We start from the raw sequence: 17047 nt of genomic DNA, 5'->3' as shown, positions 1-17047 counted from the left end.
CGTCCGCATGGCGGTGCGCTCGGGTATAATTGCAACAATATTGCATTTTTTTCATCGGTCACCATTAGAGGGAGCGGCGGGTGGGTCACACAATCATTCGGCAGCGCAGGGATCCATCACGCTTCAAGCTTCTGCTGATTGCACTGGCCGTGGGTACGCTGGTGACGGGGTGCTCCAGCACGTCTTCCAACAGTGTCCGGGTGGTCGATCGCAACAACGCTGCCCCCAAGCGCCCTGTGGTCACCACCGGCCAGTACGTGGTGCGTCCCGGCGACACCCTGTTCTCCATTGCCTTTCGCTATGGTTGGGACTACAAGGCCCTGGCTGCACGCAATGGCATCACCCCGCCCTACACCATTCGCCCGGGACAGGCGATCCGTTTCGACGGCCGCTCCAGTGGCCCGGCGCCGGTAGCGGGCAGCACGGTGGTTGCCAGCACGCCGTCGTCCTCAATCAAGACCACTATCATCAAGCGACCGCTCGATAGCACTGGCAAGCCGATAGCGGCCCCTGCCACCACCGCGCCTGCCACCACAACGCCTGCAACCACGCCAACCACCCCGTCCGTTGCTCCGGTGGTGGCTACCACTGCGCCTGCGCAAGTCCCTCCTGCAGGGCGCTCGACGGCCGGTTGGGCCTGGCCGGCCAACGGTGTATTGATTGGGAAATTTGCTTCAAACGGTAGTTTGAATAAAGGCGTTGATATCGCCGGTGATTTGGGACAGCCTGTTTTTGCTGCATCTGATGGTTCGGTTGTCTACGCCGGGAGTGGCTTGCGGGGCTACGGCGAGTTGGTAATCATCAAGCACAACGATACCTACGTCAGTGCCTACGGCCACAACCGCAGGCTTTTGGTTCGGGAGGGACAGCAGGTCAAGGTAGGGCAGACAATTGCCGAAATGGGGTCCACGGGTACAGACCGGGTGAAGCTTCATTTTGAAATTCGCCGCCAGGGCAAACCTGTCGATCCACTGCAATTCCTGCCACGTCGTTGATTGCTAGGCCCAGCCTGTTCCTCGCGTAGAGGGGACGGGCTCCAGCGCTGCCAAGGATTAAGGCGTCGCTTGAGTCTGAGTTCGAACTCAGCAAAGGACTATAACAATGGCTCTCAGTAAAGAAGTGCCGGAGTTTGACATCGACGATGAGGTTCTCCTGATGGAGACCGGCATTGTTTTGGAAACGGATGTGATGTCAGACGAACCTGCTGTACCTACGGTTCGGACCAAGGCTAAACAGAGCTCTACGCTCAAACAGCACAAGTACATCGACTACACTCGGGCACTTGATGCGACCCAGCTTTACCTCAACGAAATCGGTTTTTCACCACTGCTCTCGCCGGAAGAAGAAGTGCACTTTGCGCGCCTGTCGCAACGTGGCGACCCGGCCGGGCGCAAGCGCATGATCGAAAGCAACCTGCGCCTGGTGGTAAAAATCGCCCGGCGTTATGTCAACCGGGGGCTTTCGCTGCTCGACCTGATCGAGGAGGGCAACCTCGGCCTGATCCGTGCGGTCGAGAAGTTCGATCCGGAACGTGGTTTCCGCTTTTCTACCTACGCCACCTGGTGGATCCGGCAGACCATTGAACGGGCGATCATGAACCAGACCCGTACCATTCGCTTGCCCATTCATGTGGTCAAGGAGCTCAACGTCTACCTGCGCGCCGCCCGCGAACTGACCCAGAAGCTCGATCACGAACCGTCCCCGGAAGAAATTGCCAGCCTGCTGGAAAAACCGGTCGGTGAGGTCAAGCGCATGCTTGGGCTCAACGAACGGGTCTCGTCGGTGGACGTATCCCTGGGGCCTGATTCGGACAAGACCCTGCTCGATACCCTCACCGACGACCGTCCAACCGATCCGTGCGAACTGCTTCAGGATGACGATCTGTCCCAGAGCATCGACCAGTGGCTGAGCGAGCTGACCGACAAGCAGCGTGAGGTGGTCATTCGCCGCTTCGGCCTGCGCGGTCACGAAAGCAGCACGCTGGAGGATGTTGGCCTGGAGATTGGTCTGACGCGGGAGCGCGTACGGCAGATTCAGGTAGAAGGGCTCAAGCGCCTGCGTGAGATCCTCGAGAAGAATGGGTTGTCCAGCGAGTCGCTTTTCCAGTAAAAAGCCGCGATATCGCAGTGAAGAACGCCCCGACCTTTCGGGGCGTTTTTGCATCTGGCTCAAGCGGAATACCTGAGAATGGTTTCCCGATGACGTTCTTGAAACATCAGGGTTTGGACGAGGTCCGACGGCGATGTTGGTACTGTTCTAGTTCGTGTAAGTCATCGCTTACCCGTGATGTAAGCCATAGCTGTACGCTGTAGTAAATCGTTGTCGTTTTCAGTGTGCGCTTTTGTTTAAGCTATTGATATATAACGACTATTTTGTTTGTGACAGTATGGTTACCGCAGCTTTTTGAGAGCTTTATGCGGTTGTCGTAAATCTTGGACGCGTTAGTATTTGTCCTGTGTCTACGGACTGACACAGGCTTTCAAGGATGAGGGCCAAGGACATCGCAGGATGCGATTCATCAGGATGATGAAAGGGAACAAAGGGACTACGGAAAAAATGTGGGCGGGTTAAACCGCCCCTTTTTTTTGCCCGCAACAAACATGAAAAAAGGCCCTTGAAGGGCCTTTTTTGTTGATCCTTGCGCTTAGCGCTCCAGATCGGCGATCTTGCCTGGCTTGCCATCCCACTCTGCGGCATCTGGCAACGAATCTTTCTTTTCAGTGATGTTCGGCCAGATTTCCGCCAGTTCAGCATTGAGCTCGATGAAGTTTTCCATGCCCGCAGGCACTTCGTCTTCCGAGAAAATGGCGACGGCGGGGCATTCAGGCTCGCACAGTGCACAGTCGATGCACTCGTCCGGGTGAATGACCAGGAAGTTCGGGCCTTCGTAGAAGCAGTCCACCGGACAGACTTCTACGCAGTCGGTGTACTTGCACTTGATGCAGTTGTCGGTGACGACGAAGGTCATTTCTAATTCTCTCCTCAGGCGACGGCAGCGGTGCCCTTCCAGACAGGGCCGCTCGGTTTGGTTGTTCGGCTGCAGGCCAGGCTAGTAACCTGCAGCGCCACCAAACCGCGCGGGATTCTATCAGCTTGTGCGGGCGCGCGTTATAACAGAGTCTTCAGTGTATAGAGCATTTCGATAGCATGACGCGGCGTCATGTTGTCCAGGTCCAGCTTTCCGAGCTTCTCGATGGCCGGATGCGGGAGGCTGGCAAACAGGTCGCTCTGGTGCGGAACGGCTGGCGCACCTTGCTGCAAGGCGGGTGTTTCGTGGGGCAGGCTGGCGGTTTCCAGCCGGCCGAGATGTTCGCGAGCACGCTGGATCACCGGCGACGGTACACCGGCAAGCTGCGCCACGGCCAGGCCGTAGCTCTGGCTGGCAGGGCCTGGCAGCACGTGGTGCAGGAACACGATGCGCTCGTTGTGCTCGGTGGCATTCAGGTGCACGTTGGCCACCAGCGGTTCGCTCTCCGGCAGTACCGTCAGCTCGAAGTAGTGGGTGGCGAACAGGGTATAGGCACGCAGCTGCGCCAGGCGCTCGGCGGCGGCCCAGGCCAGCGACAGGCCATCGAAGGTACTGGTGCCGCGGCCGACTTCGTCCATCAGCACCAGGCTGCGCTCGGTGGCGTTGTGCAGGATGTTGGCGGTTTCGCTCATCTCGACCATGAAGGTCGAACGGCCACCGGCCAGGTCGTCGCTGGAGCCGATGCGGGTGAAGATGCGGTCGACCAGCGACAGCTCGCAGGCCGCGGCCGGGACGAAGCTGCCGATATGCGCCATCAGCACGATCAGCGCGGTCTGGCGCATGTAGGTGGATTTACCGCCCATGTTCGGGCCGGTGATCACCAGCATCCGGGTGTTGTCATCCAGCGCCAGGTCGTTGGCCACGAACGGCGTGGTCAGCACTTGCTCGACCACCGGGTGACGACCTTGGCTGATGCGCATGCACGGCTCGTCGACGAAGCTTGGGCAGTTCAGGTCCAGGTTCAGCGCGCGCTCGGCAAGGTTGCTCAGTACGTCGAGCTCGGCCAGGGCCGCAGCGGTGTCCTGCAAGGGGGCCAGGTGGCCGATCAGGTTTTCCAGCAGCGCGTCGTAGAGCATCTTCTCGCGGGCAAGCGCGCGACTTTTGGCCGACAATGCCTTGTCTTCGAAGGTTTTCAGCTCTGGAGTGATAAAGCGCTCCGCGCCCTTGAGGGTCTGGCGGCGGATATAGTCGGCTGGCGCCTGCTCGGCCTGTTTGCTCGGCAGCTCGATGAAATAGCCGTGCACGCGGTTGTAGCCGACCTTGAGGTTGGCCAGGCCCGTGCGGGCTTTTTCACGCGCTTCCAGGTCGATCAGGAACTGCCCGGCGTTCTCGCTCATGGCCAGCAGTTCGTCCAGCTCGCTGTCGTAGCCGGTCTTGAGCACGCCGCCGTCGCGGATGACCGCCGGCGGGTTGTCGATGATGGCTTTTGCCAGCAGGTCGGCCAGCTCCGGGTAGGTGCCGGCGATGGCTGCCAGGCGCGCCAGGTGGGGCGCCTCAAGCTCGGCCATGGCGCTCTGCAGCTCGGGCAGGGCGCCGAGGGCATCGCGCAGGCGCGCCAGGTCCCGTGGACGGGCATTGCGCAGGCCGATGCGGGCGAGGATACGCTCGATGTCGCCGATTTCCTTGAGCTGCGGTTGCAGCTTCTCGAAGCGATAGCCGTCGAGCAGGCAACGAATCGAGCCCTGACGCGCCTGCAGCACTTTCAGGTCGCGCAACGGGCGGTTCAGCCAGCGGGTCAGCAAACGGCTGCCCATGGCGGTCTGGCAGCGGTCGATCACCGACTGCAGGGTGTTGTCGCGGCCACCGGCCAGGTTCACATCCAGCTCGAGGTTGCGCCGGCTGGCGCCGTCGAGCACCACGGTATCGTCCAGGCGTTCATGCTTGAGGCTGCGCAGGTGCGGCAGGGCGGTGCGCTGGGTTTCCTTGGCGTAGCCGAGCAGGCAGCCGGCGGCGCCGATGGCCAGGGTCAGTTTCTCGCAGCCAAAACCCTTGAGGTCCTGGGTGGCGAACTGTTGGCAAAGGCTTTTGCGTGCCGAATCGCGATCGAAATCCCAGGGCGCACGACGGCGCGCGCCGCGACGTTTTTCCGCTGGCAGGCCCTGGGGCCAATCATCGGGGATCAGCAACTCGACCGGGTTGATGCGTTCGAGCTCAGCCAGCAGGTTTTCCCAGCCCTTGATCTCGAGCACGCTGAAGTTGCCGCTGGTAATGTCCAGCACGGCCAGGCCGAACAGGCGCTCGTCACCCAGCACGGCGGCGATCAGGTTGTCGCGACGCTCGTCGAGCAGGGCTTCGTCACTGACTGTGCCGGGGGTGATGATCCGCACCACCTGGCGCTCCACCGGGCCCTTGCTGGTGGCCGGGTCGCCGATCTGCTCGCAGATCACCACCGACTCGCCCAGCTTCACCAGCTTGGCCAGGTAGCCCTCGGCCGCATGGAAGGGGATACCGCACATGGGGATCGACTGGCCCGCCGACTGGCCGCGGGCGGTCAGGGTGATGTCCAGGAGTTTGGCGGCCTTCTTCGCGTCTTCGTAGAAGATCTCGTAGAAATCGCCCATGCGGTAGAACATCAGCTGGTCCGGGTGCTGGTTTTTCAGCTTCCAGTACTGCTGCATCATCGGGGTGTGTGCGGAAAGATCGCTCATTGCAAAAACTTGGCTCGCAGTGTCGTTGTAGACCAAAGGCAAGCGGGCAATGGTACAGGGATTTTGCCTGGGCTGCCGAGGGCAAACGGGCGGGCGCGACCATTTGTCCGTGCATATCCATGCATAACGGTGTTTGCATTCTATTTAAGTCCCCGGCATTATGCATTTTATGCAAAAACGCAACGTAGCATCCGTCCTCAGAGCACTGCTCGATCGCCACGGTCTCTCCCCCACGGAGCTGCACCGGCGTACCGGCGTGCCGCAATCCACCCTGTCGCGCATTCTCAGCGAGAAGATCGTCGATCCGTCCGATAAGCATGTGTCGAAGATTGCTGAATATTTCGGCGTCAGCACTGATCAGCTACGCGGTCGCGTCGAGCTCGGTGAAAGCCGCGAAGCCGCGCCCGCGCGCAGCCACGCCGAGTTGCGCGACATCAGCCTGTGGGATGACGACACCCCCGTCGAGGACGACGAGGTGTCCATTCCGTTTCTTCGCGAGGTCGAGTTGGCAGCAGGATCAGGAAGATTCGTCATCGAAGAAAGCGAGAAGGCCAGCCTGCGTTTTGGCAAGCGCAGCCTGCGCCACAATGGCGTGCAGTTCGACCAGGCCAAGTGCGTGACGGTACGCGGCAATAGCATGTTGCCGGTACTGCGTGACGGTGCCACGGTCGGCGTCAACGCCGGCAAGAGCGGCATTGGCGACATCGTCGACGGTGACCTGTACGCCATCAACCACAATGGCCAGCTGCGGGTTAAGCAGCTCTATCGCCTGCCTACCGGCATTCGCCTGCGCAGCTTCAACCGCGACGAACACCCGGATGAAGACTACAGCTTCCAGCAGATGCAGGAAGAACAGATCAGCATCCTCGGCCATGTGTTCTGGTGGGGCATGTACGCGCGCTGAGTAGTCCGTGCCTTCTGAAAACCCGCTTCGGCGGGTTTTTTTTCGCCTTCAGAAAACCTCACCAACCCAGGCAGATCAAGGCTTACATGCGTAGGTGCATTTTCCTATGCATAAATATTTCCACAAATGCATTGACTGCATATGCGTCAATGCATAATCTTTGTCTCAAGCCGGTCGACACCGGTAGTGACAAAGGCAGCGATGAACAGGCCTGAACTGTTCAGAGGGTTGGCAACTGGCCCAGGTGTGCAGCGTAAAGCACCAGAAGCAGTTATCCGGCGGGCAGGTGGCCGCGGCCGGAGGAACAATTTGAAGCGGAGTCGCCCAGCGCACCAGTCGTGGCGGGCGGTTCGACAACGCATTACTGAAAAGCCTGGGGAGGCCGGGCTTTTTGGAATGCCGAGTGATCGGCGCTTGAACATCAGAACAACCCTGCGGGTCCTCGGGGCTATGTGGGATAACAAAAAGGAGACAGGACAGTGACAAACGAACAACAGACGTTGCTGGAAATGCCGATCTGGTTGGTGGTCGTCCTGGCGTTGCTGGGCGGAGTGTCCGGTGAGATGTGGCGTGCCGACAAGGCCGGTGCGCATGGCTGGGCATTGTTTCGGCGGTTGGTATTGCGCTCGGGAGCCTGCATGGTCTGTGGTGTTTCGACCGTGATGCTGCTGTATGCCAGCGGGTTGTCGATCTGGACGGCCAGTGCGTTTGGCTGCCTGACGGCGATGGCCGGTGCTGATGTCGCCATAGGCCTGTATGAGCGATGGGCGGCCAAGCGCTTGGGCCTGGAGCAACCGGCAGTGGGGCAGGCGGGCGATTGTGAGCGGGAGGACCGACAGTGAGCGAGTTACAGACGTTACACGAGGCCATCACCGCGACCATCACGGCCGCCATGCCTCAGCTTGAAACCGTTGCCGCCTATACCGCAGCGGATCAGAACCCAGCGCTGCCGGCGCTGTACCACGCCATGACCAATCTCAAGCCCGGAGCTGATCCGGGCGATGGCCGCTGTTGCCTCCTGGCAACCTTCGAAGCGCGCATCCTGGTCGATGCCAGTGTTGCGCAGGCGCCATTGCAGGTGGCGACTTTGGCAACGCAACTGACGGTTTTGTTGCGCCAGCAGTACTGGCAAATGAACTTTGTCGAAGCCGCGAAAAATGTCCTGGCTTCGGTGGTTCAACCCCCAGCAGGCTCGCCTTCACCGATCAGTTGGCTGGTGCAGTGGGAGCAGGTCCTGTACCTGGGGGCTGAGCAGTGGCCATGGCCCAATGAACCAGGCCCGCTGGCCTTTGCCTTCAGCCCCGACACCGGCCCGGGCTTTGAGGCGGATTACCAATCGCCGGAGGACATGCCATGAGCTACGCCAGCGCCATGCACGACCGTATGCTCGCCGGTCTGGTGATTCCCTGTCGAGTGGTGGCCGTTGACCTTACCGCCGCCCGAGTGCGGGTGTCCGACGGCGCCGGTTGGACCAGCGCCTGGTTGCGCTGGCACAGCCAGGCCGCCGGCAAGGCCCGCCACTGGCGTGCGCCCAGCCTCAACGAACAGGGGGTGCTGATCAGCCCGAGTGGCGAGCCGGCGCAAGGTACTTTTGTGCCGGGCCTGTACGGCAATGCCGGCGATCAGCCGGACAACCGCGAGCATGTCGAGGTCTGGCGCTTCGACGATGGTGGCTCGCTGGTCTACGACTGGCAGGCCCGCAGTTACAGCATCGAGTTGCCCAGCGGTACCGTCAGCATCAAGGTTGGCAGCAGTTCGGCAGTGGTGACCGATCAGGCCATCACTGCGAATGCCGCGAGCATCAGCCTGACCGGTGAGGTGCAGATCAGCGGGCCCCTACGGGTAACCGGTGACATCCTCGGCGGCGGCAAGATCATCGACACCGGCGGCAACACCGCCAATCACAAACACTGAAAACCAGCCCGCCCACTGCGGGCTTTTTTACGCCTGGAGAACATCAATGATCGGCATGGATCGCCGGAGCGGCCAGCCGTTATCCGGCATTGCACATTTGCGCCAATCCATCGAGGACATCCTCAGCACACCGCTCGGCAGCCGGCGCATGCGCCCGGAGTACGGCAGCAAGCTGCGCCGCTTCGTCGATTTGCCGGTCAATGAAGGCTGGAAAAGCGCGGTGCAGGCGGAGGTGGCGCGCGCACTGGGGCGGTGGGAGCCGCGTCTGAAGCTTGAGCGGGTCAGGGTGACTGGTGTGGTTGGCGGGCAGATCACTTTGCAGCTGAGCGGACGGTACCTGGGAGCCAACCAGACCTTGGAGGTAACGGCATGAGTAGTGTGGATCTTTCGGCGCTGCCCGCGCCGCAGGTGCTGGAAGACCTCGATTTCGAGGCGCTCTTCCAGACCGACCTGGCGACCTTCCGGTTGCATATGGGCGACAACTGGGACGCCGCAGTCGAAAGCGACCCGGTGAACAAACTGCTGGAAGTCGGTGCCTACCGCAAGCTGCTCAACCGCGCACGGGTCAACGACGCCGCCAAGGCGCTATTGCTGGCCTATGCGCAGGGTTCCGACCTGGATCAACTGGCGGCCAATGTGCAACTGCAGCGGCTGGTGGTGCAGGCCAGGGACACAAACACGGTGCCGCCAACGCCGCAGGTGCTCGAAGCAGACGATGCTCTGCGTGAGCGGGTGCAACTGGTCTATGAAGGGCTGACCACCGCGGGCCCGCGCAACAGTTACATCCTGCATGCCCGCAATGCGTCCGGACAGGTGGCTGATGCCACGGCCGAAAGCCCGTCGCCGGCTCAGGTGGTGGTGACGGTACTGGCGCTCGAAGGCGATGGCAGTGCCGCAGCAGAGCTGCTGGAAACCGTGCGGCTCAAGCTCAATGACGATGACGTGCGCCCGGTTGGCGACCGCTTGACGGTGCAAGGTGCGCAAATCCTGCGCTATCGCATTGATGCGGTGGTGCACATGAGCGGTAGCGGTCCGGAAATCGAAGCGACGCTTGCCGAGTGCAAACGCCGGTTGCAAGCCTGGATCAATCCGCGCCGGCGCCTGGGTGCTGAAGTGGCCCGCTCGGGCGTGGATGCCCAGTTGCATATCAACGGCGTCAGCCGGGTCGACCTGAGCAACTGGACCGACATCCGCCCGACTAAGGCGCAAGCGGCCTGGTGCGACGGGATCACCGTGACCCGGGGGAGCTGACATGGACAGCCTGCTCCCGCTCAACAGTACCGATCTCGAACATGCCATCGAGGCCGCCGGCGTTGAAACCACCGAAATCCCCCTGCGTGCGCTGTACAACCCCGACACCTGCCCGGCGCACCTGTTGCATCAGTTGGCCTGGGCCTGGTCGGTAGACCGCTGGGACGAAACCTGGCCTGAGGCAATCAAGCGCTCGGTAATCCGCTCGGCGTTCTATGTGCATGCGCACAAAGGGACCATCGGTGCGCTTCGCCGGGTGGTGGAGCCGCTGGGCTACCTGATCGACGTGAAGGAGTGGTGGCAGACGGTACCGCAAGGTGTGCCGGGCACCTTTGCGCTTCAGGTCGGGGTACTGGAGAACGGAATCTCCGAAGAGATGTACCTGGAGCTGACCCGGCTGATCGATGACGCCAAGCCGGTCAGCCGCCATCTGACGGGGCTTGCGATCACGCTCGCCAGCAGTGGCCATCTGCGCCTGGGAATAAGCCTTTCTGAAGGCGATGAAATCGACATTTATCCGCCGACCTCTCGCGACATTGAAGTCAGCGGCAGCTATGGCCATGTTGGCCGCGAACACCAAATTGAAACCCTGGACGTGTACTCATGACAGACCAGACAAGCCAGTTCTTCGCCATTCTCACGGCGGTGGGGGAGGCCAAGCAGGCCAATGCCAACGCCCTGGGCGTACCTTGGACCTTTGCGCAAATGGGGGTTGGCGATGCCAACCTGACCGACCCGATCCCGTCGAGGGATCAGAAAAAGCTCATCAATGAACGCCGCAGGGCGCCGCTCAACCAGGTCAAGGTCGACCCGGACAACGCCAGCGTCATCATCGCCGAGCAGGTGATACCGCCGGATGTGGGGGGGTGGTGGATTCGCGAAATCGGCCTGTATGACGCTGACGGTGACTTGGTTGCGGTGGCCAACTGTGCGCCGAGTTTCAAGCCGTTGCTCAATCAGGGCACCGGCAAGACTCAGGTGGTGCGGCTCAACATTATCGTGACCAGTACTGCCAATGTGCAGTTGAAGATTGACCCGGCCGTGGTGCTGGCAACTCGTGAGTATGTTGATTCGTCAATCTTGAGCGTGTTGCCGAAAAACAAGGTGGCAGGTACTTTCACCAAGATTAGAACCAGCGATCGCGGCATCGTGATCGAAGGGAGTAATCCGACGACTTTGGCGGGTTACGGCATAGGTGATGCGTTTACAAAAGCCGCTACGAGCGCGGCAATTCAGGCCGCGATTGACGGTGTGGTCAACGGCGCTCCAGGGTTGTTGAATCAACTGAACAAACTTGCGGCGGCAATTGATAACGATCCCAATTTTGCGGGCACGATGGTTAATGCCCTTGCAGGCAAGGCGTCGTTGGCTAGCCCCACATTTACGGGGGTGGTCAATGTGCCAACGGCTGCTGCTTCAACAAACAGCACACAAGCCGCAAGTACGGCATTCGTAAGAGCCGCTATTGCCGCACTTGTAGGATCTTCTCCGACTACATTGGACACGCTGAAAGAGCTTGCTGATGCGCTGGGTAACGATCCGAATTTTGCCGTTACCATGACCAATGCTCTGGCGACAAAGGCCGCCAAAGCCACGACGCTGGCAGGATATGGCATAACAGATGCGTACACCCAGGTGCAGGTCAACAACTTGTTGACCCCCAAAGCGCCATTGGTGAGCCCGACGTTTACCGGTACAGTGGTTGTGCCTACCCCTGTTGCTGGGGCAAGTAACAGTCAAGCAGCAAGCACCAAGTTTGTTACCGACGCTATCAGTAATCTGGTAGCGGCTGCACCAGCAGCACTAGATACGCTTAATGAGCTTGCTCTGGCACTGGGTAACGATCCGAACTTCGCCTCGACGATAACCAACGCTTTGGCGGGCAAGGCGGAAAAAGCCACGACTCTCATGGGGTATGGCATAACTGATGGTGTACGTGTTTCGAGTGATCAATTTCCGGAGTTTTATTCCAAAACGCCGGGGAATGACTGGCGGAACGGTGCCATTCAGATTCGTGAAACAGCACGTGTGGGTAACACACAAAGTGCTATCACTTACGCACCCGCTATTACGTTTCACTGGGGTGACAGGGTATTTCGTCAATTGCTGATGTCGGCGGCGGGTGACTTGCATTGGGGGCCCAATGCCAAGATCTACACCACGGAGCATACAGGTGCCGTTGGGCAATCGCTGATGGCAGCAGGCGACGTCCCTTCTGCACGAACTATTCTGGGAATCGCGAACACTTCCGCTTTCGGCGGTGCATCAGGTTTTTGGCGGGATGCTCAAACCGGCATGATCATCCAGTACGGCTCGGTCTTCACGCCGGCTGAAGCTAACTACTCTTCAGTATTCCATATGGCATTTCCCAATTACTGCCTCATGTGTATACCCACAACCGTCAATAGCGCTACGGGGGATGATGATTCATTTGCTCGTGTGATTGGGTGGACAAGGCAAAATGTCACATTCCGATCTGAAGGCGTTCCGAATGCTGGATTGTCGCCAAATGCTCGCAGCATCAGTTACATCGCAATCGGTTATTGATAAAGAGGAGCCGTACACCATGAGCGAATATGTTTTCTCTGCTAGTGAGCTGGCGTTTTACCCGGTGCAATTGCGCGGTATTTATGAAATCAGCAACACATGGCCGACAGATAGTGTGTCGATTTCGCCAGAACACCACGCACGTATTCTCAAAGAGCAATCGCAAGGTCGAGTGATTTACGCAGATGAAGACGGCAATCCACTGACCAGAGAGCGCCCACCTTTGCCGCCTGAGGCAATTGCTGGCACTGAACGAAAGTGGCGGGACGCCCAACTTCGGGGTACTGATGATGTGGTTGCTCGGCATCGTGACGAACTGGAGTCCGGGAAAACCACGCTGAGTTCGGAACAGTATCAAGAGCTCCAGTTCTATCGAGCCGAGTTGCGCGAATGGCCGCAGACAGAGCTCTTCCCTGAGCCACGACAGCGCCCAGTTGCACCCTCCTGGCTCACCACCCAAACCCAATAAAGCCCCGCACCGCCGGGGCTTTTTCATACCCGCAACAATCCCTTTGAAGGCCCCGCAGCGCGGGGCCTTCGCATTTCTGGAGACTTACCCATGAGTGGATTCTTCCACGGCGTTACCGTAACCAACGTCGACACCGGCGCACGCACCATCGCGCTGCCTTCTTCCTCGATCATCGGCCTGGTCGATACCTTCACTGAAGGCCCGGGTGCAAGCGCCAAGGCCAATGACCTGGTGCTGATCACCAGCGAACGTGAAGCCATCGCCGCGTTCGGCGCCGATGCGCCGATCACCCGGGCCTGCCAGGCCATCTACAGCCGCGCCAAGGCGGTTATCGTCGCCTGCGGCGTGGCCAAGCTCGAAGAGGAGGCGGCGCAGACCTCGGCAATCATCGGCGGCGTGCTGGCCGATGGCAAACGCACCGGCCTGCAGGCGCTGCTGGACGGCAAAAGCCGCTTCAACGCCCAGCCACGCCTGCTGGTAACGCCCAAGCACAGCTCCACCCTGGCGGTTGGCACCGCCCTGGTGGCCCTGGCCGACAAGCTGCGCGGCCTGGCCATTATCGATGGCCCGAACAGCACCGACGAAGCGGCGATCGCTTATGCCGAGAACTTCGGCGCCAAGCGCGCCTACCTGGTCGACCCGGGCGTGCAGTACTGGGACACCGGCAAGAACGCAACCCTAGATGCACCGGCTTCGGCCTGGGTTGCCGGCCTGTTCGCCTGGACCGACAGCGAGTACGGCTTCTGGGCCTCGCCGTCGAACAAGGCGTTCGTCGGCATCACCGGTACCAGCCGCTCGATCGAGTACCTGGATGGCGACGCGACCTGCCGGGCCAACCTGCTGAACAACGCCAACATCACCACCGTGATCCGCGATGACGGCTTGCGCCTGTGGGGCAACCGCACCCTGAGCAGCGACCCGAAGTGGGCCTTCGTTACCCGCGTGCGGACCATGGACATCGTCATGGACGCGATCCTCTACGGCCATAAGTGGGCGGTCGACCGCTCGATTACCGCGACCTACGTCAAGGATGTGACCGAAGGCCTGCAGGCGTTCATGCGTGATCTGAAAGCCCAGGGCGCGATCATCAATTTCGAAGTGTTCGCCGACCCCGAGCTGAACACCGCCAGCCAGCTGGAGCAAGGCAAGGTGTACTGGAACATCCGTTTCACCGACGTGCCGCCAGCCGAGAACCCGAATTTCCGTGTCGAGGTCACCAACCAGTGGTTGACCGAAGTCCTCGACCAAGCCGCTTAAGGAGCAATAACCATGGCAATGATTCCCGAAACCCTGGCGAACCTGAACCTGTTCGTCGATGGCGTCAGCTTTCAAGGTGACGTCCCCAGCCTGACCCTGCCAAAGCTCACCCTGAAGATGGAGGAGCACCGTGCCGGCGGCATGGACATGCCGGTCGAGATCGACATGGGCATGGAAAAGCAGGAAGCCGGTTTTGTCACCACTGGCGTTCGTCGCGAGTCGCTGAAGTTCTTCGGCCTGGCCGACGGCTCGGCGTTCAACGGTACCTTTCGCGGTGCCTTCAAAGGCCTCAAAGGCCAGATCACCCCGGTCATCGTCACCTTGCGCGGGGCGCTGAAAGAAGTCGACATGGGCGACTGGAAGCCAGGCGACAAGGCCGAGGTCAAACACAACGTGGCCGTGACCTATTACAAGCTCGAAGTCGATGGCCGCCTGGTCTACGAAATCGATCCGATCGGTATGAAGCGGGTCATCAATGGCGTCGATCAGCTCGCCGCCCAACGTTCGGCCCTGGGCCTGTAAGGAGCTGTCATGAATCAAGCAAACAAGACCCCGAGTTGGCTGGCCGTGAGCACCGAACGCGTTGTCGTGACGCTCAGTAAACCGTCCGAGGCCAATGGCGTGCAAGTCGACAGCCTGTCGCTGCGTGCACCGACCGTACGCGACATTCGTGCCGCGCAATCGGCCTCTAACAGTGACGATGAGCAACGGGAACTGAACCTCTTCGCCTCGCTGGCCGAAGTGGGAGTCAAGGACCTCGAAGGGCTTGCCCTGAAAGACTATGGCCGCTTGCAGGCCGGGTATTTTCGCCTGGTGCAAGACGACGAGGTTTGACCCCAATGGGCAGAAGGCGGCGGCAAAGCGATTGGCCAGGGAGCTGAACTTTTCCGCCGCCGAAATCATGAGCATGTCGTTCAGCGACATGCTCTGGTGGCTCACGGATTAAGCCTGTGGCGTGGCTATAGGGGGAATCAGATGACGAGCAATTCGGCATTGAAACTGGAACTCGGTGCCGCCGTCGCATTTACGGTAGGTATTGCGTTCAAGTCGATCGAAGACCGTATCAAGGAAAATACCAACGTTCTGGAGAGCATTTACGCTGAAGTCTTCAGCTTGCGCAACGGCGCAACGCCTGCACCGCAAGGCCGCCTGGACTGGCTGGGCGAGTTGCGCCCTTACCTGCAGGCAACGCTCAACCTGCTTGAGCGGCAGGTCGTTGCGCTGGGCAGGTTTCGTCAGCAGCAGATCGTGGTGGCTGTGGGCAAGGCCGGGCCGCCGGCAACGGATACAGCACCCAAACGGGACAACCTGAAGGTCATTGAGGACATTCCGCTCGTTGGCGAGGTATTGAAACGTTCGCGGGTGTTGCTGCTACCCACCCAGATCAGCGCTGAGTATCAGAAGATCACCCGCGATCTTGCCATTAGCGCAGGGGTGGCCGATGGTGCGGAACCTTCGGCGCAAGAGCAGGCAATCATCGCCAAGGTGACGACGATCACCGACGCAACAGGGATGGAGCGTAATCAGGCAGCTGAGCTGATCAAGCAGTTGTTCGACACGGGGATGGGCTTGAATAAAGCCCTTGCTTACGCCCCCGTGGCGGCCAGATTCGCGGTTGGCCAGGATGTGTCAGCCAAGGAGGCGGCACGCCTGGTCGGCGAGGTTCAGAAAAAACCTCAGGTGAGCGGGCCGGATGAGCTGGAGAAAGCGCTGGAGCACATAGTGTTTCAGCGCAAGGGAACGGGCGAAGGCGCTGCCGACAGTCTGTCCGCAGCGCAGAACCAAACGTTGGACAAGGCACTAGGCAGTACCGAAGCCTCGGGTGCCAAGGGCGTGCTCGACAGGGATTTGCTTGCACGCCGTGGAACTTCTGATCAGCGTTTGAGCGAAGCGTCCAACGCGGTCGATGAGGCGCTACGCAGCTTGGGTGATTCCCTGCGGCCGTTGGCGGATGGCTTGGCCTTGGGCGTGGCTGCCAAGGCCAAAGAATTCACGGCCGCTCCGGATGCGCTCAAGTGGTTGGTAGTGGGTGTCACGGTGCTCGGTACGACCTTGCTGGCACTCAAAGGTGGTGAAGCTGCCAAGGGCCTTTTGAACAGGCTCAAACGCAAGCCGACGCCGGAGGGGGCTGCGGGCGGTCCAGGGCAGGGCACTGACCTGTCGAACGTAAATGTGCTCAATAACCCGCTCAATGTGTTTGTCGTCAATGCCAGTGACATTGGCTGCTGCGTGAGGAAGCCGGGTCAGCGCCGCAAGCCGACCCGCAACGGGCGAAAGGCGCCGCAAGGCCGGACGTCGCAACGCAGGGCACCGCAACGCCAGCCTCGCGCATCGACTCGGCGGGCTCCGACGCGCCCGGCGCCTGCGCCACGTCCGTCCACACCGCCGCCAGCGCCTCCCGCCAGCCCGGTGGGTGCTGCCGGCAAGATTGGTGCGGCGATCAAGGGCGTTCGTGGCCCGGCCTTGCTCACGGCGGGTATCAATACTGTCGCAACGTTCATGACTGCCGACACCCCGGAAGAAAAAGCCGAGGGTTACGGTGCGGCTGCTGGCGGTCTGGTGGGGTCGGTCATTGGCGGCGTGGTGGGCTCGTTCGTCCCGGTAATCGGAACATCCATTGGCGCCATGCTCGGTGGGATGGCGGGTGATGCAATCGGTGGCTGGCTGGGCAAGCGCATGGTGTCTTGCGCTGAGGGAGAAAAGCCTGCCGACACCCAGGCGCAACCCACTAGACCGGTGGCTGCACAACCGGGTGAGGTGGCGCGTTCACTGGTGAGTGCAACGCCTGCAAACGACACCCTGCCAGCGCCGATAAAGCCGGTGGGCGAAGGGCTTGGCCAGCCGCAATCGGTTACCCAGCAATTCACCTTTACCCCCAGCATGCCAATCACGGTCCAGGGCAGCGTCACCGACCCGATGCTGCTCGCCCAGAACCTGCAGGCCATGGTCCGCCGTGAATTCGAGGAACTGATGCGCATGGCGAACTCTCGGCAGTTGTCCGACGTTCCCCATGTTTACGTTTAAGGAGA

Annotated in this window: 17 protein-coding genes; 15 read left to right on the top strand and 2 right to left on the bottom strand. The window is 60.5% G+C overall.

The genetic code is table 11. The annotated features are described in order from the left end of the window. The first annotated feature begins 80 nt into the window (after positions 1 to 80). Together UW3_RS0119325 and rpoS are read left to right on the top strand one after the other, a co-directional pair. Positions 81 to 995, top strand: coding sequence for a peptidoglycan DD-metalloendopeptidase family protein (locus UW3_RS0119325; protein ID WP_010224808.1), 915 nt, complete (start codon positions 81 to 83; stop codon positions 993 to 995). Positions 996 to 1101: 106 nt separating this feature from the next. Beyond that, entirely contained in the window at positions 1102 to 2109 is a 1008-nt protein-coding gene (rpoS, locus tag UW3_RS0119320) for an RNA polymerase sigma factor RpoS (RefSeq protein ID WP_010224806.1), read from the top strand. 535 nt (positions 2110 to 2644) lie between these two features. On the opposite strand, the gene fdxA is transcribed toward rpoS, so the two are convergent. Continuing rightward, positions 2645 to 2968 (bottom strand): ferredoxin FdxA, encoded by a 324-nt coding sequence (gene fdxA, locus UW3_RS0119315; RefSeq protein WP_010224804.1) that lies wholly within the window; start codon positions 2966 to 2968, stop codon positions 2645 to 2647. 140 nt (positions 2969 to 3108) lie between these two features. Continuing rightward, positions 3109 to 5676, bottom strand: a complete 2568-nt coding sequence (gene mutS, locus UW3_RS0119310; RefSeq protein WP_010224803.1) for a DNA mismatch repair protein MutS — start codon at positions 5674 to 5676, stop codon at positions 3109 to 3111. A gap of 160 nt (positions 5677 to 5836) precedes the next feature. Here mutS and UW3_RS0119305 point away from each other — a divergent pair, with 160 nt between their 5' ends. The 13 genes from UW3_RS0119305 (at position 5837) to UW3_RS0119245 (ending at position 17042) form a co-directional block, all read left to right on the top strand. Then, the gene (locus UW3_RS0119305; protein WP_026001408.1) at positions 5837 to 6580 is read left to right on the top strand and encodes a LexA family transcriptional regulator; all 744 of its coding nucleotides are present in this window, start codon (positions 5837 to 5839) and stop codon (positions 6578 to 6580) included. 479 nt (positions 6581 to 7059) lie between these two features. Next, a complete protein-coding gene (locus UW3_RS0119300) occupies positions 7060 to 7422 on the top strand; it encodes a phage holin family protein (RefSeq protein ID WP_010224801.1) in 363 nt (120 codons plus the stop codon). Then, positions 7419 to 7937, top strand: coding sequence for a hypothetical protein (locus UW3_RS0119295; protein WP_010224800.1), 519 nt, complete (start codon positions 7419 to 7421; stop codon positions 7935 to 7937). The genes UW3_RS0119300 and UW3_RS0119295 overlap by 4 nt, the downstream gene beginning before the upstream one ends. Continuing rightward, positions 7934 to 8494, top strand: a complete 561-nt coding sequence (locus tag UW3_RS0119290; RefSeq protein ID WP_010224799.1) for a phage baseplate assembly protein V — start codon at positions 7934 to 7936, stop codon at positions 8492 to 8494. The genes UW3_RS0119295 and UW3_RS0119290 overlap by 4 nt, the downstream gene beginning before the upstream one ends. Positions 8495 to 8540: 46 nt before the next feature. Continuing rightward, complete coding sequence (locus tag UW3_RS0119285) at positions 8541 to 8867, top strand: GPW/gp25 family protein (RefSeq protein WP_010224798.1); 327 nt, start codon at positions 8541 to 8543, stop codon at positions 8865 to 8867. After that, positions 8864 to 9745: a baseplate J/gp47 family protein gene (locus UW3_RS0119280; protein ID WP_010224797.1), complete on the top strand. Its 882-nt coding sequence runs from the start codon at positions 8864 to 8866 to the stop codon at positions 9743 to 9745. Before UW3_RS0119285 ends, UW3_RS0119280 begins: the two co-directional genes overlap by 4 nt. A 1-nt stretch (position 9746) precedes the next feature. Continuing rightward, positions 9747 to 10352, top strand: coding sequence for a phage tail protein I (locus tag UW3_RS0119275; RefSeq protein ID WP_010224795.1), 606 nt, complete (start codon positions 9747 to 9749; stop codon positions 10350 to 10352). After that, positions 10349 to 12292: a phage tail protein gene (locus tag UW3_RS29140; protein ID WP_010224793.1), complete on the top strand. Its 1944-nt coding sequence runs from the start codon at positions 10349 to 10351 to the stop codon at positions 12290 to 12292. Before UW3_RS0119275 ends, UW3_RS29140 begins: the two co-directional genes overlap by 4 nt. A gap of 19 nt (positions 12293 to 12311) precedes the next feature. Continuing rightward, positions 12312 to 12761: a tail fiber assembly protein gene (locus UW3_RS28365; RefSeq protein ID WP_010224791.1), complete on the top strand. Its 450-nt coding sequence runs from the start codon at positions 12312 to 12314 to the stop codon at positions 12759 to 12761. A 90-nt stretch (positions 12762 to 12851) separates the two neighbouring features. Beyond that, positions 12852 to 14018: a phage tail sheath subtilisin-like domain-containing protein gene (locus UW3_RS0119265; protein ID WP_010224789.1), complete on the top strand. Its 1167-nt coding sequence runs from the start codon at positions 12852 to 12854 to the stop codon at positions 14016 to 14018. Positions 14019 to 14030: 12 nt separating this feature from the next. After that, the gene (locus UW3_RS0119260; RefSeq protein WP_010224788.1) at positions 14031 to 14540 is read left to right on the top strand and encodes a phage major tail tube protein; all 510 of its coding nucleotides are present in this window, start codon (positions 14031 to 14033) and stop codon (positions 14538 to 14540) included. 9 nt (positions 14541 to 14549) lie between these two features. Next, positions 14550 to 14852, top strand: a complete 303-nt coding sequence (locus UW3_RS0119255; RefSeq protein ID WP_010224786.1) for a phage tail assembly protein — start codon at positions 14550 to 14552, stop codon at positions 14850 to 14852. Between the two features lie 141 nt (positions 14853 to 14993). Beyond that, positions 14994 to 17042 carry a phage tail tape measure protein gene (locus tag UW3_RS0119245; RefSeq protein WP_010224784.1) on the top strand — a complete coding sequence of 683 codons (2049 nt, stop codon included), beginning with the start codon at positions 14994 to 14996 and terminating at the stop codon, positions 17040 to 17042. The last annotated feature ends 5 nt before the right edge of the window (positions 17043 to 17047 follow it).

This window comes from Pseudomonas donghuensis, from assembly GCF_000259195.1.
GTDB classification, from domain to species: Bacteria; Pseudomonadota; Gammaproteobacteria; order Pseudomonadales; family Pseudomonadaceae; genus Aquipseudomonas; species Aquipseudomonas donghuensis.
Note: the sequence above shows the minus strand (reverse complement) of the source record. Positions and strands in the feature narration are given on the sequence as shown.

What these genes read in the sequence shown, in the direction of transcription:
- UW3_RS0119280 (WP_010224797.1), top strand. Translation starts at nt 8,864, where the DNA reads ATGAGTAGTGTGGATCTTTCGGCGCTGCCCGCGCCGCAGGTGCTGGAA.
- UW3_RS29140 (WP_010224793.1), top strand. Translation starts at nt 10,349, where the DNA reads ATGACAGACCAGACAAGCCAGTTCTTCGCCATTCTCACGGCGGTGGGG.
- UW3_RS0119290 (WP_010224799.1), top strand. Translation starts at nt 7,934, where the DNA reads ATGAGCTACGCCAGCGCCATGCACGACCGTATGCTCGCCGGTCTGGTG.
- UW3_RS0119255 (WP_010224786.1), top strand. Translation starts at nt 14,550, where the DNA reads ATGAATCAAGCAAACAAGACCCCGAGTTGGCTGGCCGTGAGCACCGAA.
- UW3_RS0119285 (WP_010224798.1), top strand. Translation starts at nt 8,541, where the DNA reads ATGATCGGCATGGATCGCCGGAGCGGCCAGCCGTTATCCGGCATTGCA.
- mutS (WP_010224803.1), bottom strand. Translation starts at nt 5,676, where the DNA reads ATGAGCGATCTTTCCGCACACACCCCGATGATGCAGCAGTACTGGAAG.
- UW3_RS0119260 (WP_010224788.1), top strand. Translation starts at nt 14,031, where the DNA reads ATGGCAATGATTCCCGAAACCCTGGCGAACCTGAACCTGTTCGTCGAT.
- rpoS (WP_010224806.1), top strand. Translation starts at nt 1,102, where the DNA reads ATGGCTCTCAGTAAAGAAGTGCCGGAGTTTGACATCGACGATGAGGTT.
- UW3_RS0119275 (WP_010224795.1), top strand. Translation starts at nt 9,747, where the DNA reads ATGGACAGCCTGCTCCCGCTCAACAGTACCGATCTCGAACATGCCATC.
- fdxA (WP_010224804.1), bottom strand. Translation starts at nt 2,968, where the DNA reads ATGACCTTCGTCGTCACCGACAACTGCATCAAGTGCAAGTACACCGAC.
- UW3_RS0119305 (WP_026001408.1), top strand. Translation starts at nt 5,837, where the DNA reads ATGCATTTTATGCAAAAACGCAACGTAGCATCCGTCCTCAGAGCACTG.
- UW3_RS0119245 (WP_010224784.1), top strand. Translation starts at nt 14,994, where the DNA reads ATGACGAGCAATTCGGCATTGAAACTGGAACTCGGTGCCGCCGTCGCA.
- UW3_RS0119265 (WP_010224789.1), top strand. Translation starts at nt 12,852, where the DNA reads ATGAGTGGATTCTTCCACGGCGTTACCGTAACCAACGTCGACACCGGC.
- UW3_RS28365 (WP_010224791.1), top strand. Translation starts at nt 12,312, where the DNA reads ATGAGCGAATATGTTTTCTCTGCTAGTGAGCTGGCGTTTTACCCGGTG.